General features: G+C 69.7%; 12 protein-coding genes and 1 riboswitch. Of the genes, 1 reads left to right on the top strand and 11 read right to left on the bottom strand.

What is annotated here, in order from left to right; genetic code table 11:
* Positions 1–643: 643 nt before the first annotated feature.
* From IE206_RS20210 to IE206_RS20160, 11 genes are all read right to left on the bottom strand, one after another.
* Positions 644–1,513: a thioesterase family protein gene (locus IE206_RS20210; RefSeq protein WP_189963900.1), complete on the bottom strand. Its 870-nt coding sequence runs from the start codon at positions 1,511–1,513 to the stop codon at positions 644–646.
* Between the two features lie 85 nt (positions 1,514–1,598).
* Positions 1,599–2,258 carry a trimeric intracellular cation channel family protein gene (locus tag IE206_RS20205; protein ID WP_189963898.1) on the bottom strand — a complete coding sequence of 220 codons (660 nt, stop codon included), beginning with the start codon at positions 2,256–2,258 and terminating at the stop codon, positions 1,599–1,601.
* A gap of 46 nt (positions 2,259–2,304) precedes the next feature.
* A complete protein-coding gene (locus IE206_RS20200) occupies positions 2,305–3,711 on the bottom strand; it encodes a M1 family metallopeptidase (RefSeq protein ID WP_189963896.1) in 1,407 nt (468 codons plus the stop codon).
* Between the two features lie 95 nt (positions 3,712–3,806).
* Positions 3,807–5,135: an ABC transporter ATP-binding protein gene (locus IE206_RS20195; protein WP_373300953.1), complete on the bottom strand. Its 1,329-nt coding sequence runs from the start codon at positions 5,133–5,135 to the stop codon at positions 3,807–3,809.
* Positions 5,136–5,164: 29 nt separating this feature from the next.
* Entirely contained in the window at positions 5,165–6,262 is a 1,098-nt protein-coding gene (locus IE206_RS20190; protein ID WP_189963891.1) for an ABC transporter ATP-binding protein, read from the bottom strand.
* Positions 6,259–7,257 carry an ABC transporter permease gene (locus IE206_RS20185; protein WP_189963889.1) on the bottom strand — a complete coding sequence of 333 codons (999 nt, stop codon included), beginning with the start codon at positions 7,255–7,257 and terminating at the stop codon, positions 6,259–6,261. The genes IE206_RS20190 and IE206_RS20185 overlap by 4 nt, the downstream gene beginning before the upstream one ends.
* A 123-nt stretch (positions 7,258–7,380) precedes the next feature.
* On the bottom strand, positions 7,381–9,156 hold the full coding sequence (locus tag IE206_RS20180; RefSeq protein WP_226600029.1) for an ABC transporter substrate-binding protein: 1,776 nt from the start codon (positions 9,154–9,156) through the stop codon (positions 7,381–7,383).
* A 77-nt stretch (positions 9,157–9,233) separates the two neighbouring features.
* Positions 9,234–10,238 (bottom strand): ABC transporter permease, encoded by a 1,005-nt coding sequence (locus IE206_RS20175; protein ID WP_189963885.1) that lies wholly within the window; start codon positions 10,236–10,238, stop codon positions 9,234–9,236.
* Between the two features lie 388 nt (positions 10,239–10,626).
* Entirely contained in the window at positions 10,627–11,424 is a 798-nt protein-coding gene (locus IE206_RS20170) for an enhanced serine sensitivity protein SseB C-terminal domain-containing protein (RefSeq protein WP_189963884.1), read from the bottom strand.
* A gap of 168 nt (positions 11,425–11,592) precedes the next feature.
* Positions 11,593–12,366 carry an enhanced serine sensitivity protein SseB gene (locus tag IE206_RS20165; protein WP_189963882.1) on the bottom strand — a complete coding sequence of 258 codons (774 nt, stop codon included), beginning with the start codon at positions 12,364–12,366 and terminating at the stop codon, positions 11,593–11,595.
* A gap of 118 nt (positions 12,367–12,484) precedes the next feature.
* On the bottom strand, positions 12,485–13,129 hold the full coding sequence (locus IE206_RS20160) for an AAA family ATPase (protein WP_189963880.1): 645 nt from the start codon (positions 13,127–13,129) through the stop codon (positions 12,485–12,487).
* A 129-nt stretch (positions 13,130–13,258) separates the two neighbouring features.
* Positions 13,259–13,356: riboswitch (glycine riboswitch) on the top strand.
* Positions 13,357–13,509: 153 nt separating this feature from the next.
* Between IE206_RS20160 and gcvT the strand changes: the two genes are divergently transcribed.
* Positions 13,510–14,625 carry a glycine cleavage system aminomethyltransferase GcvT gene (gcvT, locus tag IE206_RS20155; RefSeq protein WP_189963878.1) on the top strand — a complete coding sequence of 372 codons (1,116 nt, stop codon included), beginning with the start codon at positions 13,510–13,512 and terminating at the stop codon, positions 14,623–14,625.
* Positions 14,626–14,663: the final 38 nt, after the last annotated feature.

Here is a 14,663-nt window from a genome sequence, read left to right as displayed (position 1 = left end):
TGACGCCGGGCGGGGTGGGGTCCGGCGCCGAGACCTGGCCCCCCTGAGCCGGAGCCATCCCGGCGGGGCGCGGGGGGACTAGGGGCCGGGGCCTCCGAGGCAAGGCAGGGGGGCGGAGCCCGCGGAGGGAGGCAAGGGCAGGGCCCCGCCCTTCGTCGGGCTGGAACTGCGAGATCCCGCGGAGGGGACAGGGGCGGAGCCTCCGCGGGGGTCCAGGGCGCGGAGGGGCAGGGCCCCTCGTGGGGGTTCTAGAGGGCGAAGCCCCAGGGCTCAACCCAACCAACCCCCGTAACTGGCGGGGCGGGTGGGCCGACGCCCCACAGAGTCCGGGGCGGAGCCCCGAAGCGGGGCCAAGGGCGCAGCCCCCGGGGCCGAGCCAACCAGCTCCCCGTCACGGGCGGGCGGGTGGGCAAACCCCCGAGGTCTGGGGCGGAGCCCCAGGAGCTCGGCCCAACCAACCCCGTCACAGGCGGCCAGGTAGGCAAACTCCCCAGGGTCCGGGGCGGAGCCCCAGGAGCTCGGCCCAACCAACCCCGTCACGGGCGGCCAAGTAGGCAAACTCCCCGGGGTCCGGGGCGGAGCCCCAGGTGGGTCGGGCCATTCGACGCCGAGTCATGGGCGGGTGGGTGGGCTAACTCCACCCTCAATCCCGCGGCGCCCGCGCCAGTTGCCGGGACTGGGCCACCAACCGGTCCGCCGAGTCCCAGACTTCCGCGTCCTCCTCCAGGAATCCCCCCGCCAGGTTCCGCGTGGTGATGGACACCCGCAGCGGACCCGGCGCCGGGCGGCAGCGGATGTGCGTGGTGAGCTCCACCGTCGGGGTCCAGCCCTTCAGGCCCAGCTCGAACGAGGTCGGCGGCAGCGCGTCGACGGTGAGCAGCAGCGAGATGGGGTCGGCGTCGCGCCCGTCGGCGAGCCCGAACCACGCCCGCATCTCGCCCTTGCCGGACGGCGCGCCCACCGCCCAGCCGAGCGTGGTCGGGTCGAGCTTGAGCATCAGCCGGTCGGTGATCGCGGAGCTGCCGGGGATGGGCGGCCGGCTGCCGTCGGGGGCGTCCGTCGCGCCGATGCAGTGCGAGAGCGGCGGAATCGCGGGCGGCTTGGCCGTGGTGCGCACGTCGTCGCTCAGCGCGGAGAGGTCCCCGTACGAGGCGAGGACCCGGATGCGTTCGACCTCCGCGCCGCTCTCGTCGTACTGGAAGAGCGAGGCCTGGCCGGTGGAGAGGGTGCGGCCGGTACGCACCACCTGGGTGCGGATGACCGCGGGCCCGGGCACGGACGGCGTGAGGTAGTGCGCGGAGACAGTGAACGGGTCCGGGTGCGGCAGCGCGTCGCCGAGCGCACGGCCGAGCAGGGCGAGCAGATAGCCGCCGTTGACGGCGTGGATGATGGTCCAGCCCGCCGAGAGTTCCGCGTCATAGACCCCTGCTTCGCGCAGGGTGACGGCGGTGTCGCGGTCGAACTCGCTGTCCCCGATCGCGGCGGGGAGTACCTGTGACGATGCCTGTGCCATGCGCAGCACCGTACACCGATAAATTACTGAGCGGTAGCTTTTTCCGCTCCCTCGACCCCGGCCCCAACCCCGCCCCTCAGCGCCCTCACGCCTCCTCCAGGGCCGAACTCCGCCGGTTCCAGGCCCGCGGTGCCCGCCAGTGGTACTTCAGGGCCGCGATGCGCAGCAGGAACGCCGTGACCACCGCCAGGCCGCTCGTCGTCGCGTTCAGGAGGTCGAAGCGGATGAAGAGCACGATCATCGTGGAGCCGACGATCGCTGGGACCGCGTACAGGTCGCGGTCCCAGCGGAGCAGCGAGGGGACCTCGTTGGCCAGAACGTCGCGCAGTACGCCGCCGCCCACCGCCGTCGCGAGGCCCAGGGCCGCCGAGGGGGTGAGGCCGAGCCCGTAGTCGTACGCCTTGGTCGTGCCCGTCACGCAGAACAGGCCGAGGCCCGCCGCGTCGAAGACGTTGACCGCGGTCTGGGTCCGCTCGACCTCGGGGTGGAGGAAGAAGACGAGCACCGCGGCCAGCAGCGGGGTCACGAAGTACCCGAGGTCCGAGAAGGCGGCCGGCGGGACCGCTCCGATGATGAGGTCGCGGAACAGTCCTCCGCCCAGTGCGGTGACCTCGGCGAGCACCGCGATGCCGAACACGTCGAAGTTCTTTCGCACGGCGAGCAGGGCGCCGGAGATCGCGAAGACGAAGATTCCGACGAGGTCCAGCGCATGCTGGACGGAGGGACTGAACAGTTCGTGAAGCACCCCGCATTTTTACGCATACGGAGGTGCCCCTCGGCACACGCCGGGCCTAGAGCGCGGGCTTGCCGGTGTCGTAGATCCACTTCTGGAACAGGCCGTCGAGCGACTTGCCCGAGATGTGCTCGGCCAGGTCGATGAAGTCCTCGGTGTCGGCGTTCTGATAGCGGTGCTGCTTCGTCCAGGCCGGGAGGAGCTTGAAGAAGGCCTGGTCACCGATGCGTTCGCGCAGTTCCTGAAGCATCATCGCGCCCCGCTGGTAGACCGCGGAGGCGAACATCGTGTCGCGCTGCGGGTCGGCCACCTCGATCTTCCAGAAGTCGGCGTCGGCCGGGCGCGAGTTGTAGGCGGCAAGGAAGGAGTCGTGGGCCGTCGCCGTCCCGCGGTGTTCGGCCCACAGCCACTGCGCGTACGTCGCGAAGCCCTCGTTGAGCCAGATGTCGTCCCAGTGCGCGACCGACACCGAGTCGCCGAACCACTGGTGGGCGAGCTCGTGGACGATGGTCGACTCGGAACGTACCGCCGAATAGCTCGGCTTGGACTGGGTCTCCAGGGAGAACCCGGCCTCGGGCATGTCGTCCACGACCGCGCCGGTCTCCTCGAACGGGTACGGGCCGAACAGCTTGGACCAGTAGTCGGTGGCCTCGGCGGTCACCGCGTACACGTCGACCTTGTTCTGGTTGGCCAGGACCGGGTCGATCGCGACGTAAATGGGCGTACCCGCAGGCGTCTTGCCCGTCTTCACGTCGAACTTGCCTATGGACGCGGTCGCGAGATACGTCGCCATCGGCTTGGTCTCGCGCCAGTGGAAGTACGAACGGCCGCCCTTGTCATAGGAGTCCACCAGGCGCCCGTTGGACACGCCCGTCAGGCCCTTGGGCGCGTCGATGCGGATGTCGTACGTCGCCTTGTCGCCGGGGTGGTCGCTGGACGGGAACCAGGTGGAGGCGGCGTTCGGCTCGCACGCGACGAACACGCCGTCCTTGGTCTTCATCCACCCGTAGTCGGAGCCGAAGACGATGGGCCCGTTCAGGGCCTGCGGCACCCCGCCGTAGGCGACCGTGACCTCGAACTCCTCGCCCTTGCGCAGCCGGTGGCGCGGAGTGATGACGATCTCGTCGCCGGTTCTGCTGAAGTCGGCAGGCTTGCCGTTCACCCGGATCGAGTCGACGGTGAGCTTCTGGAGGTCGAGGTCGAAGCTGGAGAGGTTCTGGGTGGCCCGGGCGGTCAGGGTGGTGCGCCCGTCCAGGCGCCCGGAATCGGGGTTGTAGCTCACCCCGAGGTCGTAATGGAGGGCGTCGAAGCCGCCGTTGCCCAGATTGGGGAAGTACGGGTCGCCGATGCCCGGGGCACCCGGTGAGGCGGCGGGCGCGGCGGCGATGGTCAACCCGGCGGCCACCGCGGTGGCGAGGGCGAGCAGCCGGGAGGAGGTACGACGTGCCGAACGGGAGAGTGCCATGAGTCTGCCCTTCGTACGCATGCCGTTGGTACGGACACGCAGACTCTGCACTCTCCCGCTTCGGCATGAACATGACTTTGCCGAACTGTCATGCCCTACTTGTCGGTTGACTCCTGAACGGTGTCGTCCGGTCCGGATTCGCCCTCGGCACCCGCCGCCCCGGAGGACGCGTCGGACGCTTCGGACGCTTCGGACGTCTCGGAGGCCTGGGAGGCCTCTGCCGCCTCTGCCGCCTCTGCCGCCTCTGCCGCCTCTGCCGCCTCTGCCGCGGCAGGCTCCTCGGGCGCCTCGGAAGCAGCAGGCGACTCCTCCGCCACCGCCTCGCCGATCGTCACGACTTCGATCGACTCCCTGGCCTCCGGAAGCACCTCCTCGCCCGGCGCCTGGTCCGGCGCGTTCTCCGGGTGGTGGCAGGCCACCTGCTGGCCCGGCTTCAGCTCGACGAGGGCCGGCTCCTGCGTCTTGCAGACCTCCGTCGCCTTCCAGCACCGGGTGTGGAACCGGCAGCCGCTCGGCGGCGAGATCGGCGAGGGGACGTCGCCCTTCAGGAGGATCCGCTCGCTCTTCATGCCGCGCCGCTTGGGGTCCGGCACCGGCACCGCGGACATCAGTGCCTTGGTGTACGGGTGCATCGGCGCCGCGTACAGCGACTTGCGGTCGGCCAACTCCACGATCTTGCCGAGGTACATGACCGCGATCCGGTCCGACACGTGCCGGATGACCGACAGGTCGTGCGCGATGATCACGTACGTCAGGCCGAGCTCCTGCTGGAGATCGTCCAGGAGGTTGACCACCTGCGCCTGGATCGACACGTCGAGCGCGGAGACCGGCTCGTCCGCCACGACCAGCTTCGGCTTGAGCGCGAGCGCGCGGGCGATGCCGATGCGCTGGCGCTGACCGCCGGAGAACTCGTGCGGATAGCGGTTGTAGTGCTCCGGGTTGAGGCCCACGACCTCCAGGAGCCGCTGGACCTCCTTCTTGACCCCGCCCTCGGGCTCGACGCCCTGGAGCTTGAAGGGGGCCGAGATGATGCCGCCCACGGTGTGCCGCGGGTTCAGCGAGGAGTACGGGTCCTGGAAGATCATCTGGACGTCGCGGCGCATCGGGCGCATGCCGCGCACCCCGAGGTGGGTGATGTCCCGGCCCTCGAACTCGACCGTGCCGCCGGTCGGTTCGAGCAGCCGGGTGATGAGGCGGCCCATCGTCGACTTGCCGCAGCCGGACTCGCCGACCACGCCGAGCGTCTCGCCGGAGCGCACGTCGAAGTCGAGGCCGTCCACCGCCTTGACCGAACCGGTCTGCCGCTTCAGCAGACCGCTGCGGATCGGGAAGTGCTTCTGCAGACCGCTGACCTTGAGCAGTACCTCGCCGGGAGCTGCGTCCTCGGTCGGGGCCGCGCCCTTGCTCTGCGCGGGAATCGCCACGTCGTTGTCCGTCACGCCTTTGTCCTCGCTCACAGCTTGGGCGCAATCTCTTCGGTCCAGATGCGCTCCCGCTCGTCCGGCGTCATGTGGCAGGCGGTCCAGTGACCGCTGCCGCCGTCGGCCAGGTCGGGGCGCACGGTCCGGGTGATGTTGTCCTTGGGCACATCGGCGTACGGGCAGCGCGGGTTGAAGGCGCAGCCGGACGGGATGTTGATCAGGGACGGCGGGGAGCCCTTCACCGGGATGAGGCGCTCGGTCTCCTCCCGGTCGATGCGCGGCATCGAGCCGAGCAGGCCCCAGGTGTACGGGTGGCGGGGCTCGTAGAAGACCTTCTCCGCCGGGCCGCGCTCCACGCACCGGCCGCCGTACATCACCAGGATGTCGTCGGCGAGCTCGGCGACGACGCCCAGGTCGTGCGTGATGATGATGACCGCGGAGCCGAACTCCTTCTGCAGGTCCCGGATCAGGTCGAGGATCTGCGCCTGGACGGTGACGTCGAGGGCGGTCGTCGGCTCGTCCGCGATCAGCAGGTCGGGGTTGTTCACCAGCGACATCGCGATCATCGCGCGCTGGCGCATGCCGCCCGAGAACTCGTGCGGGTAGGAGTCCACCCGCTTGTCGGGCTGCGGGATGCCGACCCGGTCGAGCATCTCGATCGCCCGGGTGCGCGCCGTCTTCTTGTCGACGTCGTGGTGGACCCGGTACGCCTCGACGATCTGCTTGCCGATGGTGAAGTACGGGTGCAGCGCGGACAGCGGGTCCTGGAAGATCATGGCCATGTCGCGGCCGCGCAGCTTGCGCACCTCGTCCGGATCGGCGGAGAGCAACTCCTTGCCGTTGAGCCAGATCTCGCCGGAGATCTGCGCCTTGCGCTTGCCGTACTGGCCGGCCGTGTGCAGGCCCATGATGCCCATCGAGGTGACGGACTTGCCGGAGCCGGACTCGCCCACGATGCCGAGGGTCTTGCCCTTCTCCAGCGAGAAGCTGAGCCCGTCGACGGACTTGACCAGGCCGTCGTCGGTCGGGAAGTGCACCTTCAGGTCGCGTACGTCGAGGAAGGCGTCCGAAGGCCGCTCCGCCGCGACCGGCTCGCCGACCGCGGCGCCGGTCTTGTTCAGGTCGGTCATGCGAGCCTCACTCGGGGGTCGATCACGGCGTACAGGAGGTCCACGACGAGGTTCGCGAAGATCACCGCCGCCGAGGTGATCAGCGTGACACCGAGGATCACCGGCAGGTCCCGATCGTTGATGGCCTGGAGCACGGCCTGGCCGAGACCCGGGATGCTGTAGGTGGTCTCGGTCAGGATCGCGCCGCCGATGAGGGCGCCGATGTCCATGCCGAGCACCGTGAGGATCGGCGCCATGGTGGAACGCATGGCGTGCTTGCCGATGACGGTGGATTCGCTGAGGCCCTTGGCCCGGGCGGTTCTGACGTAGTCCTCGCCCATCACTTCGAGCATGGTGGCCCTGGTGAGACGGGCGTACATCGCCGCTTGGAGGAAGGCCAGGGTGATCCAGGGCAGCAGCAGGCCGCTGAACCAGCCCCCTGGTGAGTCACTGAAGGGGACGTACTGGCCGTCGAGCCAGTGCAGGCCGTAGGTGAAGACCGCCAGCGAGAGCAGGCCGGTGAAGTAGATCGGCAGCGAGACGCCGGCCAGGGCGACGGTCATCGAGAACCGGTCCCACAGCGTGCCGCGCTTGAGCGCGGAGACGACGCCAGTCAGCACACCGAAGACGACCCACAGGATGGCCGCTCCGATGACCAGCGCCAGGGTGACCGGGAAGCGGTCCTTGAGGACCGGCCAGATCGCCTGCTCGTTCTTGAACGAGTAGCCGAAGCACGGGGCGTCGCAGTGGATCGTCGAGCCGCCGCCCGTGTAGTCGCGGCCGGCCAGGATGCCCTTCACGAAGTCGAAGAGCTGCACGAAGATCGGGTCGCCGAGACCCAGCTTGGAGCGGACCGCTTCGAGAGCAGCTGCGTCGGACTGCTTGCCGACGTACATGGTGGCCGGGTCGACGCCCGTCCACTTGGGAACCAGGAAGAAGATGCCGAACGTCACGAGCATGACGATCAGCAGCATCACGATGGCGGCGGCGAACCGCCTGATGAGATATGCGAGCACTGCTCTCGGCCCGGCGGCGGGTCGGGGGCACCGGATTGCGGTACCCCCGACCCGTCACACGACGGCCTTCACCTGCCCTTCGTGCCTAGCGGCGGGTGCGCCGGCGGAGCGATTGGACGACGGTCACTTCTCGACGCCGAGCGAGGCGTAGTCGTAGAAACCGTTGTTGTTGGTCGTCGTGTAGACGTTGGTCAGCCGCGAGCTGCGCCACTTGACGTTCTTCTCGAAGACGAACGGCAGGTAGACGGCGTGGTCGGAGACCTTCTGGTTGATCTGCTTGTAGATGCCGGCGGCCTCTTCGGGGGTGCCCGCCGCGATGGCGTCGTCGAAGAGCTTGTCGATCGCCGGGTCCTTCAGCATCGAGTAGTTGTTGTTGCCGTTCGGCAGGATGTACTTGGAGTCGACCAGCGGGAGCAGGAAGCCCTGGCCGGACGCGAAGTCCGGGCCCCAGCCCATGATGATGATTCCGTAGTTCTTCTTCTTGACGACCTCGGGGTTGCCGATGATGCCGGTCGTCTGCGCGCCGTCGTACTGGTCGATGTCGGCCTTGATGTTGACCTTGGCGAGCGCGGCCTGCATCGACTGCGCGGTGGCGACCTCGACCTGCTTGTTGTTGCGGACCGCGATGGTCGTCGAGAAGCCGCCGGGCTTGCCGCAGAGGCCGAGCTCTTCCTTGGCCTTCGCGATGTTCGCGGCGCCGTCGTTGGCGGTCACGCCGTACGGGTCGTACTTCGGGTCCGAACCGCTGATGATCGGCGGCAGCATGTTGGTGGCGATGTCACCACCGGCCTGCGGGCCGCCACGGGCGGTCTGCAGCGACTTGTGGTCGGCCGCGTAGATGACGGCCTTGCGGCAGTGCTCGTTGTCCATCGGAGCCACCGTCTGCGGGAAGACCGCGTAACGGATGTAGCCGGTGTCCGGGTTGTCGACGTTGCCCTTGTGCTGCTGGAGCGCCTTGGTGCGGCCTGCCGCACCGAGACCGGTGCCGTTGATGTCGACGTCGTAGTCACCGTTGATCAGACGGTTGTCCATGTCGTCGGCGCTGGTCAGCAGAGTGAGGCTGATCTTGTCCGGCAGGGCCTTGCGGACGTCGTCCGTCTTCGGGTCCCAGTTGGAGTTGCGGACCAGGACCATGGACTTGTTGGGAGAGTAGGACTCCCACTTGTACGGGCCGAGCGAGAAGGGCTTCAGGCCGTACTTCGACTGGGTGTCCTTGTCCTGGCGGACCGGGGAGCCCGAGGGCATCGCCAGCATCTGCTGGAAGTCGACGTTGGGCGCCGGCAGCTTGAAGACGATGGTCTTGTCGTCCGGCGTCTCGATCGCCTTCAGACCCAGCTTGTCGGGAGAGGTGTCCTTGTAGGGACCCTTGTACTCACCGGTGGGGTCGAGGACGTCCTTCAGGTAGACGGGGCCGCCGGAGATGACGTCCTGCGCCCAGATGCGCTCGATGCCGTACTTGACGTCCTTGGAGGTGACGGGCTTGCCGTCCTCCCACTTGACGCCGTCCTTCAGGTGGTACGTGTACGTCTTCTTGTCCGCCGAGACGTCCGCGAGACCGGTCGCGATGTCGGGGACCAGCGTCTCGCTCTCCTTGCCCGGGCCGGGCTTGTAGGTGATCAGCGTGCGCGTGTAGTAGCGCGCGTAGTCCCACATGAAGCCGTAGTAACCGCGCTGCGGGTCCCACGAGTCGGCGTCCTGGGTGCCGACGAACTTGAGTTCGCCGCCCTTCTTCGCGGAGGCGTTGGCGACCTTGCTGTTCGCGGCGTTGAAGCCGGGGGCCTTGCCGCCATTGTCGCTGCTGCCGCCCCCGCCGCAGGCCGCGGTGGACAGCAGAGCCGCAACGACGATGGCCGCGCCGGCGGCTGTCTTTCGCCTTGATGAGCCTTGGGTTGTCACGATCTCGCTTCCTCCGTAGTGGGCGCCTTGGGTGTCACGGCCCGTGCGGTGCGCCGGGCCGGAGTCTGTGAAGTCCCGCATCAGCGGGAGCCCTTCGGGTCGAGGGCGTCGCGGACTCCGTCGCCGAAGAGGTTGAACGCCATCACGGTGATGAAGATCGCCAGACCCGGGATGATCATGAACATGGGATCGGACTGGTAGGTCGCGATCGCCGTCGACAGCATCTGTCCCCAGGAGGCCGTGGGCGGCTTGACGCCCGCTCCCAGGAAGCTGAGCGCCGCCTCGGTGAGGATGTTCGTCGGGATCATCAGCGTCATGTAGACGGTGACCGGCGCGATCAGGTTGGGCAGCAGCTCCTTGAACAGGATGTAACCGCGCCCCGCTCCGAGGCTGCGGGCCGCCTCGACGTACTCGCGCTCGCGCAGCGACAGCGTCTGGCCGCGCACGATGCGCCCCACGTAGGGCCATCCGAAGAAGCCGATGACCAGGATCATCACGAGCAGCCGGACCCCGGTGCCGCTGAGCCCGAACATCTGGGTGGGGACCACGGAGATCAGCGCGATGATGAAGAGCAGCTGCGGGAAGGAGAGCAGCATGTCCATCACGCGGCTGATGATCGCGTCGAGCCAGCCGCCGAAGTATCCGGCGACCACGCCGAGCACGGTGCCCACCAGGACCGCGAAGACGGCCGCGAGGAAGCCCACGAGCAGCGAGATACGCGCGCCGTAGACGATCCGGCTGAACACGTCGCGGCCGTTGACCGGCTCAACTCCCAGCAGGAAGTGCGAGTTGATGCCACCCCAGCTGCCGATCGGAGTGGAGAGCAGCGGGTCGATCTGGTCCTCGTGGAACTCCTCCGGCGGATGGCCGAACGCGTCGACGAGCAACGGCGCGAAGATCGCGACGAGGACGAGGAACACGACAACGATGCCACCGGTGAGGGCGAGCTTGTCCTTCTTCAGCCGGTTCCAGGCGATACGGCCCAGCGAACGTCCCTCGACCGCTCTGGTCTCGCCACTGGGCGTGACACTGATGTCCGCGGTCGGGTCCGCGTCGGCGGGTGTGTCGTGCAATGGTGCCGTCATCGTGGCAAGGACCCCTCTCAACCGGCGGTGACCGGCCCGCACTTGCCGCTGTAGCGGCGCGTTCCCATCAGCAGTGCGAGCGGGGGGCGACACCAAGCAGCGGGTCGAGCTGCTCGCACAAGGGCCCGAACGGCCCTGCATGCCGGGAGTCTTCAATGGCCTCGCGATCACCCGCCAGACCTGACGGCGAATGTATGCGCAAACGTGATGCGGAGAGGGGGTTTCCGTTATCCGGACGCGTGTGAACCAGGGGCGGACATGGGGAAGTTGGGGCGCATGCGGCGCCGAGGACTATTGCGGTCTTCGCCCCATCAGAACGGACATTCCCCTTACGCGAAGGAGAAGTTGCCGGGTTCTGTCCCGGTTGGTCTGCCGCGCGAGGACGGATTCAGTACGTGCGCGGGGCGGCCGGCGGATAGCCGTAGCCGGAGGCCCCGGGGGCCGGGGCGGCGTGCGCCTCGCGGTCGTAGAACGGCCGGGCGTTGGCTTTCAGCCACATGCCGACCGGGTCGTACTCGTCGGACATCGCGACCGTGGACACCGCGAGCCCGTCCGGCACGGCGGCGACGGACTGCTGCATCATCGCCCGCACCGCGTCGACGGACTGCGGGCTCGTGTTGTAGAGGTCGAGCCCGATCGCGAGGTACGGCGTGCCGAGCGCGGGCTGCACCCAGGCGCGACGCAGCGAGCGGACCGCCGGGGTGCGGTGCGCGTTCTGCGCGAGCAGGGCGTAGAACTGCGGGATCTCGACGGCCGGCTCGGAGAGCCTGAGCGGCCCGGCGGGCATCCGGTCCAGGCCCGTGGCGATCCGCCGCAGATCCGTCCAGGGGATGCCGACGCCGCCGCCGGGGGCGTGCGGATTGAGCCAGATCCCGTATCGGGCGGGGTAGAGGGCGCGGGCGACTTCGAGGGCGCCGGTCACTTCGTGCGCCCGGGTCCAGCCGCTGGCGGAGAGCTCCTGCGCGGAGGTGACACAGGGCGCGTACGCGACGCCGTCGACCTCCATGTTTCCGTACTGGGCGTCCGGGGAGCCCGGCCGGCCGTTCCACAGCAGCATCCAGACCTGGCCGGAGGCGGGGTCGGCGAGGGCGTGGAGCAGCGCCTCGTACACGTCGTAGCGCCCGGGCGTCACCTGGCGCAGCATGTGCTCGACCTGCCCGGCCGCCGCGGTGCCTGACGCGCTCACCCTGGGTCCCGCCCCTCTTCGATCCACCGTGCCGACGCCTGCGCCGCCCCGCAGCCCCGGGCACACGCGTGCGGCTGCGGGGATGCAAGGGTCATGAAACCAGGTTAAGCCGCCGTACAGACACCGCCGCGACCCGGCGGGGACCCCTCGCGGCGTACCCGGAGGTTGCTACTGGGCCCGCGCGTAGAACGGTCGCACCCGCTCGCGCATCCATGTGGCGACCGGATCCTGGGTCACATCGAGCAGGACCAGGTTGACCGGCCAGCCGACCGGGACCCGGCCGAGCGCGCGGCCGAGCGCCTCCATGGGGGCGCCTCGGCCCGCCCCGTCCCAGGTGGAGAACTCCACGCCGATGAAGAGCGTGGGCGAATCCCCCTCGATGGAGGCGAGCGCGCGGCGGGCGCTGAGCACCACACCGGTCGCCTCGAACTCCTCGGAGGCCGCGCTCAGGAAGTCCACCGGGTCCTCCTGCCAGTCCGGCTCGAAGAGGCGTACCCGGGCGCCGGACGCGGGTCCGTCGAGCGCGGTACGCCCGGTACGGCACAGCTCGGCCACGGCGGGCGGCGGCAGCGGCATCCCGACCGCGCCCTCGGGGTTGACGACGACGCCGAGCTGCGGCGGGAGCCCGCGGGCGAACTCGACGGCGGGCGCCACCGCGAACGACATGTGGGAACCGACACACTGCAGGAACTGCTGCTCGGAGCTGTAGACGGGGACGTAGGGGGCGCCGTCGAGCTGCATGGTGGGCAGGTCGAGGTCGGCGCTGTCCTGGCTGCCGCCGTTGGGCAGCGGCACCCAGACGACGCTGCGGCCGAGCACCTCTATCAGGCGGGGCCCCGCGTCGGCGTGGCCGAGCGCGGCCGCCAGTGCCTCTTCGAGCTCGTTGCCCGGCCAGCCTCCGCCGCCGTGCGGGTGCGCGAACGCCTGCTCCGGAAAGTTCATGTGCCGTCCTTCTCCCCCGACTGCTGTCGTGCCCCACGACCCTAGCGCCGTGCACGCGGCCGGGGGAAAGGGTGCCGGGAAAGGGCCCGGCGCGCGCCGGGGCGCACGGCCGGGGGTGCTATGCGGAGAAGCCGATCCGGCGCAGCACCGTCGCCGACTCCCGGTCGAGCAGGACCGCGCCGGCGCAGCCCGTCGGCAGCCGTCCGGCCTCCACCTGGGCTATGAGACGGCGGGCCGCGCCCCGGTGCCGGGCGAAGGCGTACTTCGACACCCAGCGGCCGCGGATCGCCTGGCCCTCCAGGGCGATGCCGGGCGGCACGTCGAGCACGACGAGCCGCAGCGCGCGCCCCCTGCGCCGGGCCCCGCGGCCCAGCCAGTGCCGCACCCATGCCTGCGTACCGCAGTCGTGCACGACGAGGCTGTCGCCCGAGCGCAGGGCCCACCAGGTCCTGGCGAAGTGCGCCGTGCGGGTCAGCGGGCGGTACAGGGCGTACGGAATCCCGGGAAGGCGGCGCTGCCAGGCGAGGCGGGTGTCCTGGGAGTCGATCCGGCGGTCCGTGACGGTGCGGCGCATCAGTGTCGTCTTGCCGCTGCCGGGCAGGCCCGACACCACGACGACGTCGCCCGCGTCGAAGAGCAACTCCGCCGGGGTGTGCTCGGGCCGCCCGCGCAGATCCCGCACCGCGTCGCCGGCCTCGGGCAGCTCGTTGTGCACCGGCGCGGCCGCCTCCCGCACCTGCCCCGTGTTCCGTCCAACCGTCATGGCACTCCCCCCTGTTCGGGTCCCGCGACCTCTGCCCACGAAGTGTAAAGAGACGGTAATAGGTCACCAGCGATAGGACGCTTCCGGGATGCGTGCAATGATGTGCGCGCCAACTGCATACCGGCCGTTCGAATCCGCGCGGGAGAGTCCTCAGCAGCTGTGAGCTGGGGCGCCGAAGGAGCAAGTTCCTCCCTTGAATCTCTCAGGCCCCGTACCGCGCGGACGAGGCAGATCTGAAAAGCGGGCCGTCCCCTGCCGGGCGTCCCCACCCAAGGTGCAAGCCGTGACGCGCAGCGCGTGCCGGTGAACCTCTCAGGTTCCGATGACAGATGGGGAGGATGTCCTCGACCGTCATGCCCCGGGACCTTGGAGCCACATCCATGAGCAACGCCCCCCGCCTCACCGCCCTCGATGCCCTGCATCGTTCGCTGGGCGCCACGATGACCGACTTCGCGGGCTGGGACATGCCGCTGCGGTACGGGAGCGAGCGCGACGAGCACAACGCCGTACGGACCCGCGCCGGGCTCTTCGACCTGTCCCACATGGGCGAGATCACCGTCACCGGCCCCGAGGCCATGAAGGCGCTGAACTACGCCCTGGTCGGCAACATCGCCACCATCGGCCCCGGCCGCGCCCGGTACACGATGATCTGCCAGGAGGACGGCGGCATCGTCGACGACCTGATCGTCTACCGCCTGGGTGACACCGAGTACATGGTCGTCGCCAACGCGGGCAACGCGCAGATCGTTCTGGACGCGATCACCGAGCGCGCGGCCGGCTTCGACGCCGAGGTCCGCGACGACCGCGACGCCTACGCGCTGATCGCCGTGCAGGGCCCCGCGTCGCCCGGCATCCTGAAGTCCGTCACGGACGCCGACCTGGACGGCCTGAAGTACTACGCGGGTCTGCCCGGCACCGTCGCCGGTGTGCCCGCCCTGATCGCCCGCACCGGCTACACCGGCGAGGACGGCTTCGAGCTGTTCGTCGCCCCGGAGCACGCCGAGCAGCTGTGGCGCGCGCTGACCGAGGCCGGCCAGGACGCGGGCCTCGTGCCGTGCGGCCTGTCCTGCCGCGACACGCTGCGCCTGGAGGCGGGCATGCCGCTGTACGGGCATGAGCTGACCACCGCGCTCACCCCGTTCGACGCCGGGCTCGGCCGGGTCGTGAAGTTCGAGAAGGACGGCGACTTCGTGGGCCGTACGGCTCTGGAGGCCGCCGCCGAGAAGGCCGCCGCGAACCCGCCGCGCAAGCTGGTCGGACTGATCGCCGAGGGCCGCCGGGTGCCCCGCGCCGGGTTCTCCGTGGTGGCGGACGGCGAGGTCATCGGCGAGGTCACCTCGGGCGCCCCGTCTCCGACCCTGGGCAAGCCGATCGCCATCGCGTACGTGGACGCCGCGCACGCCGCGCCCGGCACCGCCGGCGTCGGCATCGACATCCGCGGGACGCACGAGGCGTACGAGGTCGTCGCGCTGCCCTTCTACAAGCGCGAGAAGTGACACCCGCCTCCCTGCGGCACCACCCTTCTCGTCTCGCT

Origin of the sequence: Streptomyces violascens, from assembly GCF_014649955.1 — a bacterium.
GTDB classification, from domain to species: Bacteria; Actinomycetota; Actinomycetes; order Streptomycetales; family Streptomycetaceae; genus Streptomyces; species Streptomyces violascens.
The sequence above is the reverse complement of the archived record's forward strand: the minus strand, read 5'-3'. Positions and strand labels throughout refer to the sequence as shown.

Coding starts and splice junctions, on each gene's coding strand:
- IE206_RS20210 (WP_189963900.1), bottom strand. CDS start 1,513: ATGGCACAGGCATCGTCACAGGTACTCCCCGCCGCGATCGGGGACAGC.
- IE206_RS20190 (WP_189963891.1), bottom strand. CDS start 6,262: ATGACCGACCTGAACAAGACCGGCGCCGCGGTCGGCGAGCCGGTCGCG.
- gcvT (WP_189963878.1), top strand. CDS start 13,510: ATGAGCAACGCCCCCCGCCTCACCGCCCTCGATGCCCTGCATCGTTCG.
- IE206_RS20160 (WP_189963880.1), bottom strand. CDS start 13,129: ATGACGGTTGGACGGAACACGGGGCAGGTGCGGGAGGCGGCCGCGCCG.
- IE206_RS20165 (WP_189963882.1), bottom strand. CDS start 12,366: ATGAACTTTCCGGAGCAGGCGTTCGCGCACCCGCACGGCGGCGGAGGC.
- IE206_RS20200 (WP_189963896.1), bottom strand. CDS start 3,711: ATGGCACTCTCCCGTTCGGCACGTCGTACCTCCTCCCGGCTGCTCGCC.
- IE206_RS20175 (WP_189963885.1), bottom strand. CDS start 10,238: ATGACGGCACCATTGCACGACACACCCGCCGACGCGGACCCGACCGCG.